Origin of the sequence: Schleiferia thermophila, from assembly GCF_003337435.1 — a bacterium.
Classification (GTDB): Bacteria; Bacteroidota; Bacteroidia; order Flavobacteriales; family Schleiferiaceae; genus Schleiferia; species Schleiferia thermophila.
Genome location: NZ_QPJS01000006.1, coordinates 13,723 through 28,045, shown reverse-complemented (window position 1 = coordinate 28,045; position 14,323 = coordinate 13,723). Strand labels below are relative to the sequence as shown.

Sequence of the window (14,323 nt, the reverse complement as noted above, 5' to 3'; positions counted from 1 at the left end):
ATCAGATTAAGTCCAGCTCTTCAAAATACTGTATGACGGCTTCTTTCATCAGCCAGGATTGTTCGCCGGGCTTCAAACGGGGAAGCTCCTGCACCAGGCGGTAATGCGGCCATCCATCTGAGTCTATCCCTTCAAATTCATAATAACCATAAGGCTGTAAAAGTCTGCAAATGGCTATGTGCATCAAGTTGATTTTTTCATCCTTTTTAAACCTTTTGTAGCCTTTGCCCAATTCCTGTACTCCGATTAAAAACAAAATACCATCCAGGTCAAGATCCTCACCCTGACTAAATCTCTGACTCAACAGTCCAACCAGGCGTTCCCATTTTTCCTTCAAAATTTCCCTGTCCATAACGGCACAAAAATATTGAGAACTTTGCAGGGTATGGACAGGGAGAGCTCACCTCCAATCCATTCGGAACTTTTTTGTCGCTACAAATCTCCATTTTAGAAGCAGCTGATGCGATTTTGCGGATAAAAGTTTTGGTGTACCGTGCTGCTCATCCGCCTTACAGACCACTGGCCAAAAGCCTACATTTGTACCTGAAAAAGCAATTTTTTTAGTAATGCAGCACAATACTGTGTTTATTGGCTATCACTTTGCTCTGTCAGAGACAGATCCATGGAAAGACCTTATGATTGCGGAACTGGCCGAAATTGGATTTGACATGTTTGAAGATCACGCCAATGGTTTCACAGCATGGGGATTGGAAAGTGAAGTACGGACAGATAATGTACACCTGATCATAAGCCGCTACAACGCCAAGACCCAGATAAGCTACACCACAGAACGACAAATCCAACAAAACTGGAACGAAGAGTGGGAAAAACATTTTTCGCCTGTAGAAATTCCAGGTTTTTTATACATTAAAGCTCCATTTCATCCCGACAAAGAGGGGTTTGAGCACATCATTACCATCTATCCAAAAATGGCTTTTGGCACCGGTCACCACTCCACCACATACGGCATGTGCATGCTGATGCGGGCCATGGATTTTAAGGGCAAAAATGTACTTGACATGGGCTGTGGCACGGGAATTCTAGGAATATTAGCCCTAAAATCAGGGGCTGCACATGCTACAGGAATCGATATAGACGAATGGGCAGTGGCCAATACAATGGAGAATGCTTTACTCAACCACGTAGACCTGCCTGTTTATCAAGGAGATGCCAACTCCATCAGCGGCACTTTCGACATAGTGCTTGCCAACATTCAGAGGAACGTATTACTGGCCGATATCCCGAAATACGTGCATCACATGAATATGGGTGGCAGTTTGTTGGTTTCAGGATTCTATGATAGTGACTTCGATGAAATTCACCGGGTTTGCTTAGCACACGATTTGCGCTTAAACAATCGTTTTCAACTCAACAACTGGCTTTCGCTTCACTATACCTACAAAAAAGAGGAATGAGATACACAACCCTGCGTTCATTCACACTATTGTTGTTTTCATTAAGTTTTAGCTTTCAGCTAAAAGCACAGAAGGTAAGGAGTTTTTCAGCCGATACAGCAGCCTGGAAGATCGAAGTTCTGGAGATACTCAAAGATCAAGATAAAGACCGAGCCACCAGGATCGTCAATCATATAGCTCAGATACTATCTACGGGGAAATTATCGCGTACTGACTTTGAATTGATTGTAAAAACCAGCAACACCTTTCTGAAAAAGCGAATGCTCGATCTTGATGCCTGGGAGCATTGGTTCAGAATACTCGCTCACATGGCAGAGCAAGAGGACACGGATAAAGCCTCAAAATTTCATCGCGATTTTGAAGTTTTTGCTGCAAAAAATCCCAACAAAGCCATCAGAGATTATCTCTCCGTGATACATGGAGCTTTTCTAAAAAGCGAACTTTACAACGATGGTCAACTCAGATGGGTATATACCGGGGTATTTGAATTTGAATTTACGGACGAACCTTTATTTAAAATTCCTGCAACGGATCTTTATGCCACTTTCAGAGGCGACTCCACATTTATCGAAGAAACGGGTGGGATTTTTTACCCAAAAACCCTGACCTGGAAAGGAACCGGCGGCTCTCTTTATTGGGAAAGGGCCGGGCTGAGCAGAGACTCTGCGACAGCCCGCTTTTCAGACTATCAGATCAACGTATCCAAAGCATTTTTTGAAGCTGACAGCGTAACACTCTACACACAGGTATATCTCAAAGAGCCTGTACTCGGCAGGTTGGAAGAACGCCTCAGCAGCAGAAATACACCCGAATCAGCTATATTCCCCCGATTTTACGCATACCGAAACGACATCCTGATCAAAGAAATACTGCAGGATGTAGACTACATTGGTGGATTTTCGGTAGTGGGCGGTGGAGTATTTGCGTCGGGCACCACAGATGCCCCCGCTACACTGGTTCATTTTCATCAGAAAAAACCTCAACTCATTGTTCGAGGCGAGCGATTCAGTTTGAAGCCCGATCTCTTCACTTCGGAGGCCGTGGAGCTTTCGCTAATGCTTGATGAAGATAGCATTTATCATCCAAGGCTTTACTACAGAATCGTTCCTTCGCAGAGAATTGTTACGCTCATAAGGCAAGAAGAGGGATTGGGACAATCTCCCTTCGTGGACTCCTATCACAAATTGATCATGCGATTTCAGACACTTGCCTGGAAAATGGGCGAGGAAAAGATGATTATTACCAATATCAACCAGGGAATAGAAATCCCCGCCACCTTCGAATCAGCACAATACTACCGCGAAGAACGCATGGACCGATTGCGTGGGTTAAGCAACAAACACCCTCTGATGGAAGTCGTCGAAATGAGTAAATATTTCGGTTCAGAGACTCTGGAAGCAGACAAAGTAGCTCAATACCTGCGCATAAATCCTCAGAATGGTAAAATTTTTCTGATGAATCTGGCAATAGAGGGCTTTCTTAAGTACGATCTGAACACACACACAGCCACGATACTGCCCCGAACGTACGAATATATCGACAACTACCTCGATAAAAGGGACTTTGACGTCATCCAGTTTGTTTCATCCGTCAGTGGTAAACCAAATGCTACCCTTAGTTTGCTGACTAAAGACCTGATAATAGACGGTGTATCAGTCATCACGTTAAGCGATTCACAAAAGGTAGGACTCTTTCCGGTGGACAAGAAAATCGTCATGCACCGAAATCTGAATTTCGATTTTGCCGGTCGGATTGTGGCAGGCAGGTTCAGCTTTTGGGGCAGGGAATTTAAATTTAAATACGACAATTTCATCATAGACATGCCTGCCATCGATTCCATGAGATTTGCTGTTGAAAGTTTTGAAAAAGATGCTACAGGCTTAACCACATTGGTCAATGTACAAAGTGTGCTGGCTGACCTCACCGGTCAACTCGACATTGACAAACCCAACAACAAATCAGGGAGAAAATCTTTTGGTGAATATCCCATTTTCCGCTCAATTAAAGAAAGCTACGTCTACTACGACAAACCTTCCATTCACAATGGCGCATATAACAAAAAGAACTTCTATGTGCGACTTGAACCGTTCACCATTGACAGCCTCGACAATAAGAAAACAGAGGGTATTTCCTTTGACGGAACACTGGTCAGTGCCGGCATATTTCCCGACATTCAGCAGACCATCAAAGTACAGCGCGACTATTCGCTTGGCTTTGAAATGCAGACAGCTGCCGAAGGCCTATCAGCCTATGGGGGCAAAGGCACCTATTCCCAAAAACTATCGCTTTCCAACCTGGGACTTCGAGGTGACGGCCGAATCGACTATCTGACCTCATCTGCCATAGCATCTGAATTTTTCTTTTTTCCGGATTCTACAAATGCTTTAAACGTATCGTATTCCATCAAGGAAGACAGCAAATACAATGTACCCACTCTGGCTGCCCAAGGTGTAGTACTGCACTGGGAGCCCAAAAATGATGTCATGTTTACAAAAAACACCATCAGTCCATTTCAAATGTACGACGACATAAAGATGAAAGCCGAAGGCACTATGGCGCTTTCACCTGCAGGACTGACAGGAAATGCCGCAATTGCTTTTCAGAATTCTGAAATGAAATCCAGAAATTTTTCTTTCAGAAGAAGGGAATTTTCTGCCGATACATCCAACTTCAGGGTAAGGCCTTACGATACAGGTCCTTGGGTATTTGAGACCCTGGCAGCCACAGCCTATGTAAACTTTGATCACATGAAAGGTAATTTCACCCTGCACTCTCCGGCTCAATATATGAATTTTCCGGAGCATCAATACATAGCCTTTATGGACCATGCCGACTGGCACATCGCCGAAAAATCCATTGAAGTGATGAAAAAAAGTCAGATGCCCTCCTCTCGCATGGTCAGTACAAAACGCGAACAAGACAGTCTTCAGTTTGTGGCCAATAGCGTAAAGTTAAAAATGGTGGAAAATTATCTGGAGGTGTTCAAAGCTTTTGAAATAGAAGTTGCAGATGCTACTATATATCCCGATACAGGATATGTGATAATAGACCCTCAGGCAGAAATGCGTACCCTCCAAAATGCACAAATCATCGCCAATCGCCACACCAAATACCACAAATTTGAAAAAGCAACCGTAAAGATTGCTTCCCGAAACAACTACTCAGGCTCCGGCTATTATGATTACATCGATGAAGACAATACCGCCTGGCCATTGTATTTTGAAGAAATCAGCGTAAACAGGCAAGGAGTGACGAACGCACGGGCTCAGATCAAAGAAGAAGACGCATTTTACCTAAGCACTTATTTTGCCTTCTATGGAAAGGCCCTCCTCACTGCACCCGAAAAACAATTAACCTTCGATGGCTACACCTTAATCCAGCACGCCTGCAGCCGCATTCAGACCGATTGGTTTCCCTTTAAATCCATCATCGATCCCAACAATATAGTAATTGACCTGCCCGAAACAGCCGACGAACTTAACAAAGCAAGAATTTTCAACGGCATTTACATTTCCAACGATTCAACAACGGGCTATTCAGCCTTTTTGTCAAAAGAAAGTCCGAAAGCTGACCTCGAGCTTATACTTGCTGGCGGTCAGTTGTATTTCGACAAGTCCATGAACAGTTACATCATCACCTCCGCTGAAAAAGTCAAAAACCCCGATGCAAAAGGAAACTATCTGGCATTAAACATCAAGACTTGTGAAATGTATGGAGAGGGGCGTCTTTCGTTTGGCGATCGGACCGGCCTGGTAGAAATTGATGCATATGGCACCATCCGACACAGACTCCAAAATGACGAAATAACCATCGATATGTGGATGGGTTTTGATTTTCACTTCAATGACGATGTGCTCAAGGCCATTACTCAAAAACTCAAAGATGCCTCAGACCTTCCGTCAGCCGATCTAACACGAAGGGCATTTCTCATTGCCATCAATGAAATGCTTGAAGGTAAGGAGCGCCAGCGATTTCTCGACGAATTCAGAAAAACAGGTCTACCGGAAAAAGTTCCAAAGCCCTTTCTCAGCACAATCACTTTCAGCGATCTTCAACTGAAATGGAACCCTGAAACCAACTCTTTTCTTTCCGAAGGTTTGATAGGCATAGGCACAGTCGGAAAGACACAAATCAACAAAAAAGTAAACGGAATATTTGAAATCGCCCGCAAGAGAAGAGGGGATGAAATTTCAATCTACATTGACCTCGGAAAGAAAGATGTGTATTTCTTCCAATACCGTCGAAATGTTATGGAATTTTACTCTCCTGACCAAGAACTACTGGACATCATTGTCAATACAAAGCCTGACGCCCGTAAAAAAGAAGAAAAAGGAAAGCAACCTTACACCTATACCGCTGGCACTCGTGGACGGTTAAACAGATTTCTGAACAGGATGGACACAGATATTGAATAACCAGGCTTTATGGCAAAACAGAAGGATTTTTGAGCCCTTCATACTGAATCAGCTCAGCTTTGATAGAGCCAACCAGTAATTCGGATTTTATCAGCAGCGGCACTTTATTATCGTCTTTCGACACCCAAATGGTCATTGCGTCCTTCTCTCTGAAAACCCTACCTTCCTGTACCAAAGGTTTAAATTTCATGGCCTTAACCTTTCCAAATTTGGTTTTTAAAACCTCATCACCCATGTATTTGATTTGAAAATGAAACATTTCATGATCGAGAAACACCGGAATCTGTATCACGGCTCCAGGTGACAGAGATTTTACATCTGTAAATCTTGCATAGTAAAAAGCTGAAAAAATGTCTTGTGTCTTATCCTCCAGATTGAAGACTTTGTTTTTATCCAACATCAGATCCACTGCTGTATTCTTATCATTATCGAAGATAATATGTCTTTTAATTACATACCCCCCTTCGTACACATCTCTGATAAACTCTACAGGCTCCAGATTGTCAATGTCGTAGTACGTTTCATACCGGTCTCTGACTTTAAAGAACCACTCAAACATGCCTTTGGAGTATCCTATCCCTACCATATGGGCAATGGTTTTACCATTTTTCTGTTGTAAGTCGTCTACGCTGACAACTGCCTCACCGGCTGTAAGTAATCCATAGGATATGGAATACACCAACCTTTCACCAGTGGAAAAAGGCTTTACAGCCGACACCTTCACCGAAGGCAACACATATGCGCTGTTGCTACCTGACTGTGCATTGCCTCCTATGCAAAGTAGTAATAAAAACAACTTCAGCGTTTTCATAAATAATTTTTCTAAACCATGTTCTAAAAAAATGCCAAAAATCTACATTTGCTGCAGAAAAAAATATTTACACCATCATGCGTTGGATAATCTGGATTCTTTCATTGCTTTTTTTACTATACGCTGAGAACAGACTTCGCACAGCAGGCGAACAACTTCTAAAACCAATTGTCAATCAAAATCCACCGGATTTGTCCATTGGTATATCCAAGGATGATTTCATCGCATTTTTAGAAGCCGGTGGACCCGATGGACGCAGAGTTTATGTCGATGTGATTAAGGCCAATGATTTTTTATATCCGCTGGCTTACGGGGTTTTCTTTTCTTACACAATTTTTCTGCTTGCATCAGGATTAGACAGTAAATTTCTTAAAAATTTTGCCTTTCTTCCCATCATCAGTATGCTGGCAGATTTCACAGAAAACTCCTGTTTTATTCTGCTTGCGTCTGAATATCCCGAATTCAACAACACTATATTTTTCATTGGACGCAACGCGCAAATGGTCAAGTGGTATGGTGCCTTTGCAAGTATTTTGGTTATTTTGATTTTAATAGTATTGAATATCAGAAAAAAATTTGCTACCAAATCTTCCTGACCCGGCCGAAAAATTCAAAGGTATCATCATTGAGTCATCGCTTTTTTCTGTCTTTTTTGTCCTTTTTTCGCGGTTTTGAGTCACGAGTCTTATCGACTTTCAAATCTTCAAAAGAAAATTTATTCAATACTTCCAGTTTTTTGACGATAAGCTCAAGATTCTCTTTATGCCGTTGAATGTTTTTTTCTACTTCTTTTACGAAGGGATTTCCGCCACTTTTTGAGGTAAACAGATTGATGTTGTTTTCAAGGAGGTTGAGCTCTTTCCTTACCTCATCGTACATGCGAACAAGGCGCTGCCTTTCATTATAGACAGCCAGTTTATCGCCTTGTTCCCAAAGGTTATTCATCTTAAGCTCAAATCTGATCAGGTAGATTTCATTTTTATTGAGGTCTAACTTTTCGAAATACGAATCAATCAGCTTGTGAAATTCTCTTTCAATTTCCTGGTTGCCGGGAGGCACTTTGCCTAAAGATTTCCAATGCTCAATTTGCTGGGTCAGATAGTCAGGTGAAATTGAGCTTTCAGCGATATTTTTAAGCTCTTCGAAAAAGAGTTTTTTCTTTTCAAGATTATCAAAAAGTTCCTTATCTTTTTCCTTCAGATACTCGTGATACCGGTCAAAAAATTTGTTGCAAGTTTCCCTGAACTCGGTCCAGACAGATTCTGAGTATTTTTTTGGTACAGGACCTATCTTTTTCCATTCTGACTGAATTTTCTTAAAGAAATTAACAGCTTCATCCCAATCGGTTCTTTCTACATTTTCTGCGGCTAATCTTACCAATTCTCTTTTCTTTTCAAGGTTGGTGCCTTGTACCTGTTTTATTGCTTTGTAAAAAGCATTTTTAGCTCTGATTATATTTCTGATAGTGGAATTGAACTGCTGCCAGATTGTATCGTTTTCAGGATGTAGTACACGACCGATTTTTTTAAATCTTTCGGTGTAGGAAGGAATTTTATTGATGAGCTCCTGCCACTGATCGTGCGTTTTAATTTCATTCAGATCAATGGTTTCCAGCTCACGAAGTATTTCTTTTTTCTGCTGTATTTTTTCTTCTCTTTCTTTCTTAATAAGCTCTGAAAGTTCTGACTTTTTTTCCCTTACTTGGTCCAGGATTTCGTTAAAAGTCTTCCAAAGCTCTTCTCTGTTTTCTTTTGGCACAGGGCCTACTTCTCGCCATTCTTTCTCGAGTAATTTAATTGCTTTAGTTAGGTCTGAAATTTTCTCGAAATCGCTTTCGAGCAGTTCCTTTGCTTTTTGAATGATTTCTTCTTTCTTCTCCTGATTCTTTTTAAAGTGCAGATCTCTGAACTCTTTATTGAGCTTAAGATTGTCGTAAAACTTATCCAGGTAAAAGTGATATAACCGGTAGATGTGTTCGCTTTCACTGTATGGAATCGGGCCTATTTTTTTCCAATTGTCCTGCAATGTGCGAACTCTTTCAAATGTTTCTTCGGTTATATCAGCGTTCATCGAAAGAGTTTTCAGCTCTTCCAGGATCAATTTTTTCTGGTAAAGGTTGGATTCAAGCTCTTCTTTTCTTTTTTTGTAGTATTCATTTAGCTTTTGCCGAAATTCGCTGTAAATTTCTTTGAATTTCTGTCTGAGAGGTTGCTCATAAGAAAAATCGATCTCATTGCCCCCGTCCTCGACAAATGCCTGTAGTTTCTCTCTTCGCTCTTCGTCCAGGTGAAAGAGAATATGGCGCTTGATAGCCTCGATGTGTTCCTTAATTTCTGTGACAAGCTCATTTTTAATGAGCTTTACAGCCTTTTTGTATAACTCTTCAGGAGAATCCTCTTCATAATGTTTGAAAATATTGTCACTGTGCTGCTCATCGGCTTCATGATGGTCTTCATCGTCCTGATGTTCGAGAACATTGTCATCCAATTCTTCACTTTTTGCCGTTGATTCGTTGTCAGTGATGGCAGTTTTATTCACTTCATTTTCTACAAATGTGGTCTTCATCTCCTCTTGTTCAGAAAAATTATTGCTCATGTGACAATATTAAGGGTCAAATAATCAAGTAGTTATGGGATATGTTTTGATATAAAATCCCATGCCTTAATGGCCTGTAAATGTAGCATTTCCATACCATTTCTTACAAAAGCACCTCTCATTTTACATTTTTGTAAAAAAATGGTAGTCTCTGGATTGTAAACAAGGTCAAAGCAATAACTCTTAGCTTTTATTTTTTGAAAATCTATGGGCGGAAAGGTAGAGACATTTGGATACATTCCCAGCGGTGTGCAGTTGACAATAAGTTTTGGAAACTCCGTGATGGGTGTATTTATGTCATCGTATGTCAAAACTTTATCCCCACCTGGCTTTCGGGAGATGAAGTAATGGTCTACGGCCAATGACTTCAATGCCAGGCTCACAGCCAAAGCACTGCCTCCCGTGCCTAGAATAAATGCCTGCTCAATGGTTTCTGAGCCAAGAAAGTTTTTAAGACTTTCTTTAAAACCTTCTACATCTGTGTTATGGCCTATGAGTTTACCATTCGCGCTCTTTACAATGGTGTTCACTGCTCCGGTGCCTTCAGCCTGTGCAGTGAGCTCACTGAGGAGGGGAATTACCTTTTTTTTGTATGGTATGGTCACATTGACGCCTACTACATCCGGCTGTGAGAGCACATGTAGTATCTGTGTCACATCTTTTACTTCAAACAAGTGATAAGAAATATTGGAAATACCGAGATTATTAAAAATCACCTGCCAAATCTCTGGCGATCGGCTGTGGGAAAGCGGAAATCCCACCAACCCTAATTTAAAAGATTTAGTCTTCAAGGCGATTTGGCTTGGATTTGCGGGCTATCCACTCTATACTGACTACTAAAATAATTCCTGCAACAAAAAATAGGACACAGCCCATGACCATGGGATCTGATTCCATTTGTCCGGGCCAGATGCTTTTTTCTATAAAAGGTACCTCAATTCCTTTACTATTGATTCGGGTTTCTATGACTTTCTTCCATGGCCATACTTTGTAAAGCGCCCCTACCATGAACCCACTTAAAAGACCTACTGCCTGGTCATGAAACCTTTGTAGTAACCATGAAAGGATATTGGCCATGGTGATGAGCCCGACCACACAGCCCATGGCAAATACCACCAATACTCCAAGCTCTAAACTGGTAACTGCCTGCAATATGATATCGTATTTACCAAGCAGCAATAAGATAAAGCTACCTGAAATACCCGGAAGAATCATAGCTGAAATAGCCACAAAACCGGAAATAAAAATATAAATAGTACCTTCAGGTATTGAAACCGGGGCTGAACGTGTGATTTCCAGTGCCAGAATAAGCCCTGCCGAAAAAAATAACCAAACTGCAGGTGTGGGATTTTCGATTTTTTTAAATACCAAAAACGCACTGGCTATAATGAGGCCAAAGAAAAAAGACCAAGTAAACAGACCGTATTCATTTAATGCAAATTGAATGATTCTGGACAAGGTGGCTATTGAAAATCCTATTCCAATTATCAAAGGTAAGAGTATTGGCATCCGGCTCTGTTGCCAAAAGGCTTTAAATCCTCTTTTTTTCAAAGTGTACCACGCAGGACCGCCCAGGTTTTTGATTCCAGCAAGCAGGTCTTCATATACACCTGTGATAAAGGCTACAGTTCCGCCAGACACACCAGGTACTATATCAGCAGCTCCCATGGCCATCCCCTTTAAAAATGTTAAAAATGTTTTTTTCATATATGTGAGAAATCCCGACAAACCTAATCGAATTTTGGAATAGTAGATTGGTTCGACGCAACTGCCCATTGTTAATAAAATAATCCTCCATGGTATGCACTGTCATATCTTTGTGCCATATTTGAGGTATTACTTCAATCGCTGTATATGCCTGACTTTGAATTTGACGAAACCACAGACCTGGTCATGCGATTTGAAAAAATGATGGCTGAAGACCGGGAAGAGTTCTTTGATACTGAAGAGCTGGAAATCATCATCGACTATTACTTTGCCAGTGAAGAATTTCGAAAAGCACTGGCAGTAGCCGATTATGGTATCCGAATCTACCCCGGCTTGCCTGACTTTTACATAAGAAAAGCACAACTCTATCTGGACCAAAGCAGAATAGATGAATCGAGAAAAATGCTGAAAGAAGCTCAAAAGATTGCCCCTGAAAACCCAGATGTGCTTTATTTACAGGCAGATATTCATTCAAAAACAAGAAATCACCATCTGGCCATCCAATATCTGAAAAAGCTTGTTTCGCTCTATCCAGAAGATACGGATGCCTTGAGCTTTCTGGCCGCTGAGCTTATGGAAATCAAAAATTACTACACGGCCATTGAAATACTGAAAAATCTGCTTGAAGAAAACCCTGAGGATCCTTTCCTTTTGCACAACCTGATTACGTGTTTTGAAGAGACTCATAAAACGGATGAAGCCATTGAATTATTGACTAAAGTCATCGATCTATCTCCCTACAATGAGGTAGCCTGGCACAATCTGGGCAATCTTTATCTCAAGAAAGGCAATTTTGAAAAAGCCATCTGGGCGTATGAATATGCCATTTTGATTGACGAAAATTACATAGCCCCTTACTACGACCTAGGGTATACATATGAGATAACAGGAAATTATCAAAAAGCCATTGAAATTTATAACGAGGCATTGGGAATCGACATCTTTACCTCGCACTCTTATATGTGTCTCGGCAGGTGCTACGAGGCACTGCATCAATTCAAAAAAGCTCTTTTTTATCTTGAAAAAGCCTATGAAGAAGATCGGACCAACCCTGATATCCTAGCTTCATTGGTTCGACTTTACGACCTTACAGGTAAAGATGAGAATGTACTGATTGATTACATTACCCGACTGCTGGAACTCGATACAGACTTCTCCGGAACGCTGCTGGCAGCCCGAATCCTCTTTAAGAGAGGATACTTTCAAGATGGGATGGAGCTGGCCACAGATCTGCTCGAAAACCACCAAATTGACAAAGAGATTATTCTATACTACATTAAAGTGCTGGTCACTGAGGGAGAAGTAAAATCAGCACTTAGGATTTTGAAAGTCGCGGTCGAATTGTATCGCGATGATCTGCATCTGCGAATTATTTTAGCTTCTTTGTATACGCTGCAAGGAAATTTTTACACAGCTACTACTCACATCAAAAAAATTAACAAAATCAGAACATTTGATTCCGAAGATCTGATTCACATATTTAGTCGATATATGGAAACCGACGATATGTCCGAATGGATAGAGTATGTGAATTATCAGCTGTAATGGCCCTTATATAGTTCAATGACTCTTTTAAATAAAATTCGGGAATGGATCAACATCCGGCTGTACCCTTCGAAGAGAGGGGTTTTGTATTTTTTGAGAAGAGCTTCGTTTGTAATTGCCCTGGTAACTTTATGCGCATTAGTAATTAATTACGGATATAAACTTAGTGCTCAGGAAAAAACACTTGTATTTAAAATAGTACAGTTTTCACTGATTTTTTATTTGACGAAATACATTATTAAGATCATCTACGATTTTCATCCCATTCAATTTATCAAAGAAACAAAGATAGAAGCCTTACTGATGCTGCTTATTCTAATCAATTTAATCTCCCTGTACTTTTTCGATTTTAATGTACTTAAAGAGACAGGAAATTTATTGAATATTGACAATGTAGATGCCTTTTTTAATGCGGGCATTCAGATATATTTTTTAGTAGTTTTTTTAATTGAATTTGGCAAAGCATCTTCTATTCTTGATACGATAAAAATTAATCCGAGTTTATTATTTATTTATTCTTTTTTAATTCTATTTACTATTGGAACTGCGCTGTTGCTAATGCCTGAAATGAATGTGACGGGAAAGTCGCCGGAATTTTTGGATGCATTGTTTACCAGTATATCTGCAAGTTGTGTAACAGGTCTTACAGTGGTTGATACAGGGTCGTTTTGGTCTTTCAAAGGACAGCTGGTGATATTGATTCTGATACAGCTTGGAGGCCTGAACATCATAAGTTTTGCTACGTTGCTGGTGCTGTTCACCAGAAACAATATAGGCCTTCGCCAGCAAAGCATCATGCAAAACAACCTTCTGGCGGACTCATTGTCCAGTTCATCAGGTTTGTTAAAGCGCATTTTTACTTACACATTTACCATAGAATTGATTGGGTCTGTCGTATTGTTTTCTACTTTTTATTATCAGGAGAGTAAATCTTTCATTAGAGGATATTTTGACGCATTGTTTCACAGCATATCTGCTTTTAATAATGCAGGATTTTCTACTCATGAAAATGGTCTGATGGCAGAAGGTGTTTCCACTGCATATTGGTATCACATTATTATAGGAATTTTGATTATAATTGGAAGCCTGGGATTTTCCAACATTTATGATATTTTATCCATTAAAAAAAGGAGATTAGATGAAAACAAGCCATGGCTTAGTTTGAAGATTGACACGCGCATTTCATTGTATGCAAGTGCAATCCTGATACTGTCTGGCATGGTAGTATTCTTCTTGGTTGAAAGGAACGGGATTTTGGCTGATGACTCTCTTTTTGTTGGCTTAGTTAAGTCATTTTTTCAATCTGTTACCGCTCGTACAGCTGGCTTCAACACAGTAGATATTGGCTTATTGGCAGCCCCTACGCTGATTCTATTGATTTTTCTGATGTTTATAGGCGCATCACCCGGTTCCACAGGTGGAGGCATCAAGACCAACACGTTTGTACTGATTTTCATCGGTACGTATACCATTATTAAAGGCCGGGCGAACATTGAGATTTTCAAGCGAACCATCCCATACGATTTGGTGATGAAAGCCTATTCGATCATGCTTTTTGCCATTACCACGATTAGCATCGGAATTTTTTTGCTGTCGGTTTTTGAACCAGAATTTTCGCTGCTCCAGCTGTCTTTTGAGCAAGTAAGTGCTTTTGCAACAGTAGGGCTGAGCACAGGTATAACAGCAGAGCTTAGCGTTCCCGGTAAAATCATTATTATGGTTACGATGTTTGTAGGTAGAATAGGACCGCTTACACTTGCTTACTCCCTTCTCCGGGAATCAAAAAGCAAATCCTACAAATATCCGGAAACCAGAATTATGGTAGGATAAAGCAC

General features: G+C 40.7%; 10 protein-coding genes. 5 read left to right on the top strand and 5 right to left on the bottom strand.

Going from position 1 to position 14,323, the window contains the following annotated elements; all coding sequences use genetic code 11:
• Nucleotide 1: 1 nt before the first annotated feature.
• Nucleotides 2–352, bottom strand: coding sequence for a hypothetical protein (locus DES35_RS10505; RefSeq protein ID WP_037359723.1), 351 nt, complete (start codon nucleotides 350–352; stop codon nucleotides 2–4).
• Nucleotides 353–566: 214 nt separating this feature from the next.
• On the opposite strand from DES35_RS10505, the gene prmA reads away from it, so the two are divergent.
• Together prmA and DES35_RS10495 are read left to right on the top strand one after the other, a co-directional pair.
• The gene (gene prmA / locus DES35_RS10500) at nucleotides 567–1,415 is read left to right on the top strand and encodes a 50S ribosomal protein L11 methyltransferase (RefSeq protein WP_037359726.1); all 849 of its coding nucleotides are present in this window, start codon (nucleotides 567–569) and stop codon (nucleotides 1,413–1,415) included.
• Nucleotides 1,412–5,830 (top strand): hypothetical protein, encoded by a 4,419-nt coding sequence (locus DES35_RS10495; RefSeq protein ID WP_114366520.1) that lies wholly within the window; start codon nucleotides 1,412–1,414, stop codon nucleotides 5,828–5,830. Before prmA ends, DES35_RS10495 begins: the two co-directional genes overlap by 4 nt.
• A gap of 7 nt (nucleotides 5,831–5,837) precedes the next feature.
• Here the strand turns inward: DES35_RS10495 and DES35_RS10490 are convergent, their stop codons facing one another.
• Entirely contained in the window at nucleotides 5,838–6,641 is an 804-nt protein-coding gene (locus DES35_RS10490) for a DUF3108 domain-containing protein (RefSeq protein ID WP_037359730.1), read from the bottom strand.
• 77 nt (nucleotides 6,642–6,718) lie between these two features.
• Between DES35_RS10490 and DES35_RS10485 the strand changes: the two genes are divergently transcribed.
• The gene (locus DES35_RS10485; protein ID WP_037359732.1) at nucleotides 6,719–7,237 is read left to right on the top strand and encodes a hypothetical protein; all 519 of its coding nucleotides are present in this window, start codon (nucleotides 6,719–6,721) and stop codon (nucleotides 7,235–7,237) included.
• Between the two features lie 34 nt (nucleotides 7,238–7,271).
• On the opposite strand, the gene DES35_RS10480 is transcribed toward DES35_RS10485, so the two are convergent.
• The 3 genes from DES35_RS10480 to DES35_RS10470 are packed head-to-tail and all read right to left on the bottom strand — an operon-like array spanning nucleotide 7,272 to nucleotide 10,943.
• Nucleotides 7,272–9,236: a DUF349 domain-containing protein gene (locus DES35_RS10480; protein WP_037359735.1), complete on the bottom strand. Its 1,965-nt coding sequence runs from the start codon at nucleotides 9,234–9,236 to the stop codon at nucleotides 7,272–7,274.
• A 32-nt stretch (nucleotides 9,237–9,268) separates the two neighbouring features.
• On the bottom strand, nucleotides 9,269–9,997 hold the full coding sequence (locus DES35_RS10475) for a shikimate dehydrogenase family protein (protein ID WP_211306553.1): 729 nt from the start codon (nucleotides 9,995–9,997) through the stop codon (nucleotides 9,269–9,271).
• 19 nt (nucleotides 9,998–10,016) lie between these two features.
• Entirely contained in the window at nucleotides 10,017–10,943 is a 927-nt protein-coding gene (locus DES35_RS10470) for a DUF368 domain-containing protein (RefSeq protein WP_037359742.1), read from the bottom strand.
• A 147-nt stretch (nucleotides 10,944–11,090) separates the two neighbouring features.
• Here DES35_RS10470 and DES35_RS10465 point away from each other — a divergent pair, with 147 nt between their 5' ends.
• Nucleotides 11,091–12,488 carry a tetratricopeptide repeat protein gene (locus DES35_RS10465; protein WP_114366519.1) on the top strand — a complete coding sequence of 466 codons (1,398 nt, stop codon included), beginning with the start codon at nucleotides 11,091–11,093 and terminating at the stop codon, nucleotides 12,486–12,488.
• An 18-nt stretch (nucleotides 12,489–12,506) separates the two neighbouring features.
• Nucleotides 12,507–14,318 carry a TrkH family potassium uptake protein gene (locus DES35_RS10460; protein WP_114366518.1) on the top strand — a complete coding sequence of 604 codons (1,812 nt, stop codon included), beginning with the start codon at nucleotides 12,507–12,509 and terminating at the stop codon, nucleotides 14,316–14,318.
• The last annotated feature ends 5 nt before the right edge of the window (nucleotides 14,319–14,323 follow it).

Excerpts from the sequence above, each read along its gene's own strand:
- DES35_RS10505 (WP_037359723.1), bottom strand. The coding sequence starts at position 352 with ATGGACAGGGAAATTTTGAAGGAAAAATGGGAACGCCTGGTTGGACTG.
- DES35_RS10485 (WP_037359732.1), top strand. The coding sequence starts at position 6,719 with ATGCGTTGGATAATCTGGATTCTTTCATTGCTTTTTTTACTATACGCT.
- DES35_RS10480 (WP_037359735.1), bottom strand. The coding sequence starts at position 9,236 with ATGAGCAATAATTTTTCTGAACAAGAGGAGATGAAGACCACATTTGTA.
- DES35_RS10460 (WP_114366518.1), top strand. The coding sequence starts at position 12,507 with ATGACTCTTTTAAATAAAATTCGGGAATGGATCAACATCCGGCTGTAC.
- DES35_RS10465 (WP_114366519.1), top strand. The coding sequence starts at position 11,091 with ATGCCTGACTTTGAATTTGACGAAACCACAGACCTGGTCATGCGATTT.
- DES35_RS10495 (WP_114366520.1), top strand. The coding sequence starts at position 1,412 with ATGAGATACACAACCCTGCGTTCATTCACACTATTGTTGTTTTCATTA.
- prmA (WP_037359726.1), top strand. The coding sequence starts at position 567 with ATGCAGCACAATACTGTGTTTATTGGCTATCACTTTGCTCTGTCAGAG.
- DES35_RS10470 (WP_037359742.1), bottom strand. The coding sequence starts at position 10,943 with ATGAAAAAAACATTTTTAACATTTTTAAAGGGGATGGCCATGGGAGCT.
- DES35_RS10490 (WP_037359730.1), bottom strand. The coding sequence starts at position 6,641 with ATGAAAACGCTGAAGTTGTTTTTATTACTACTTTGCATAGGAGGCAAT.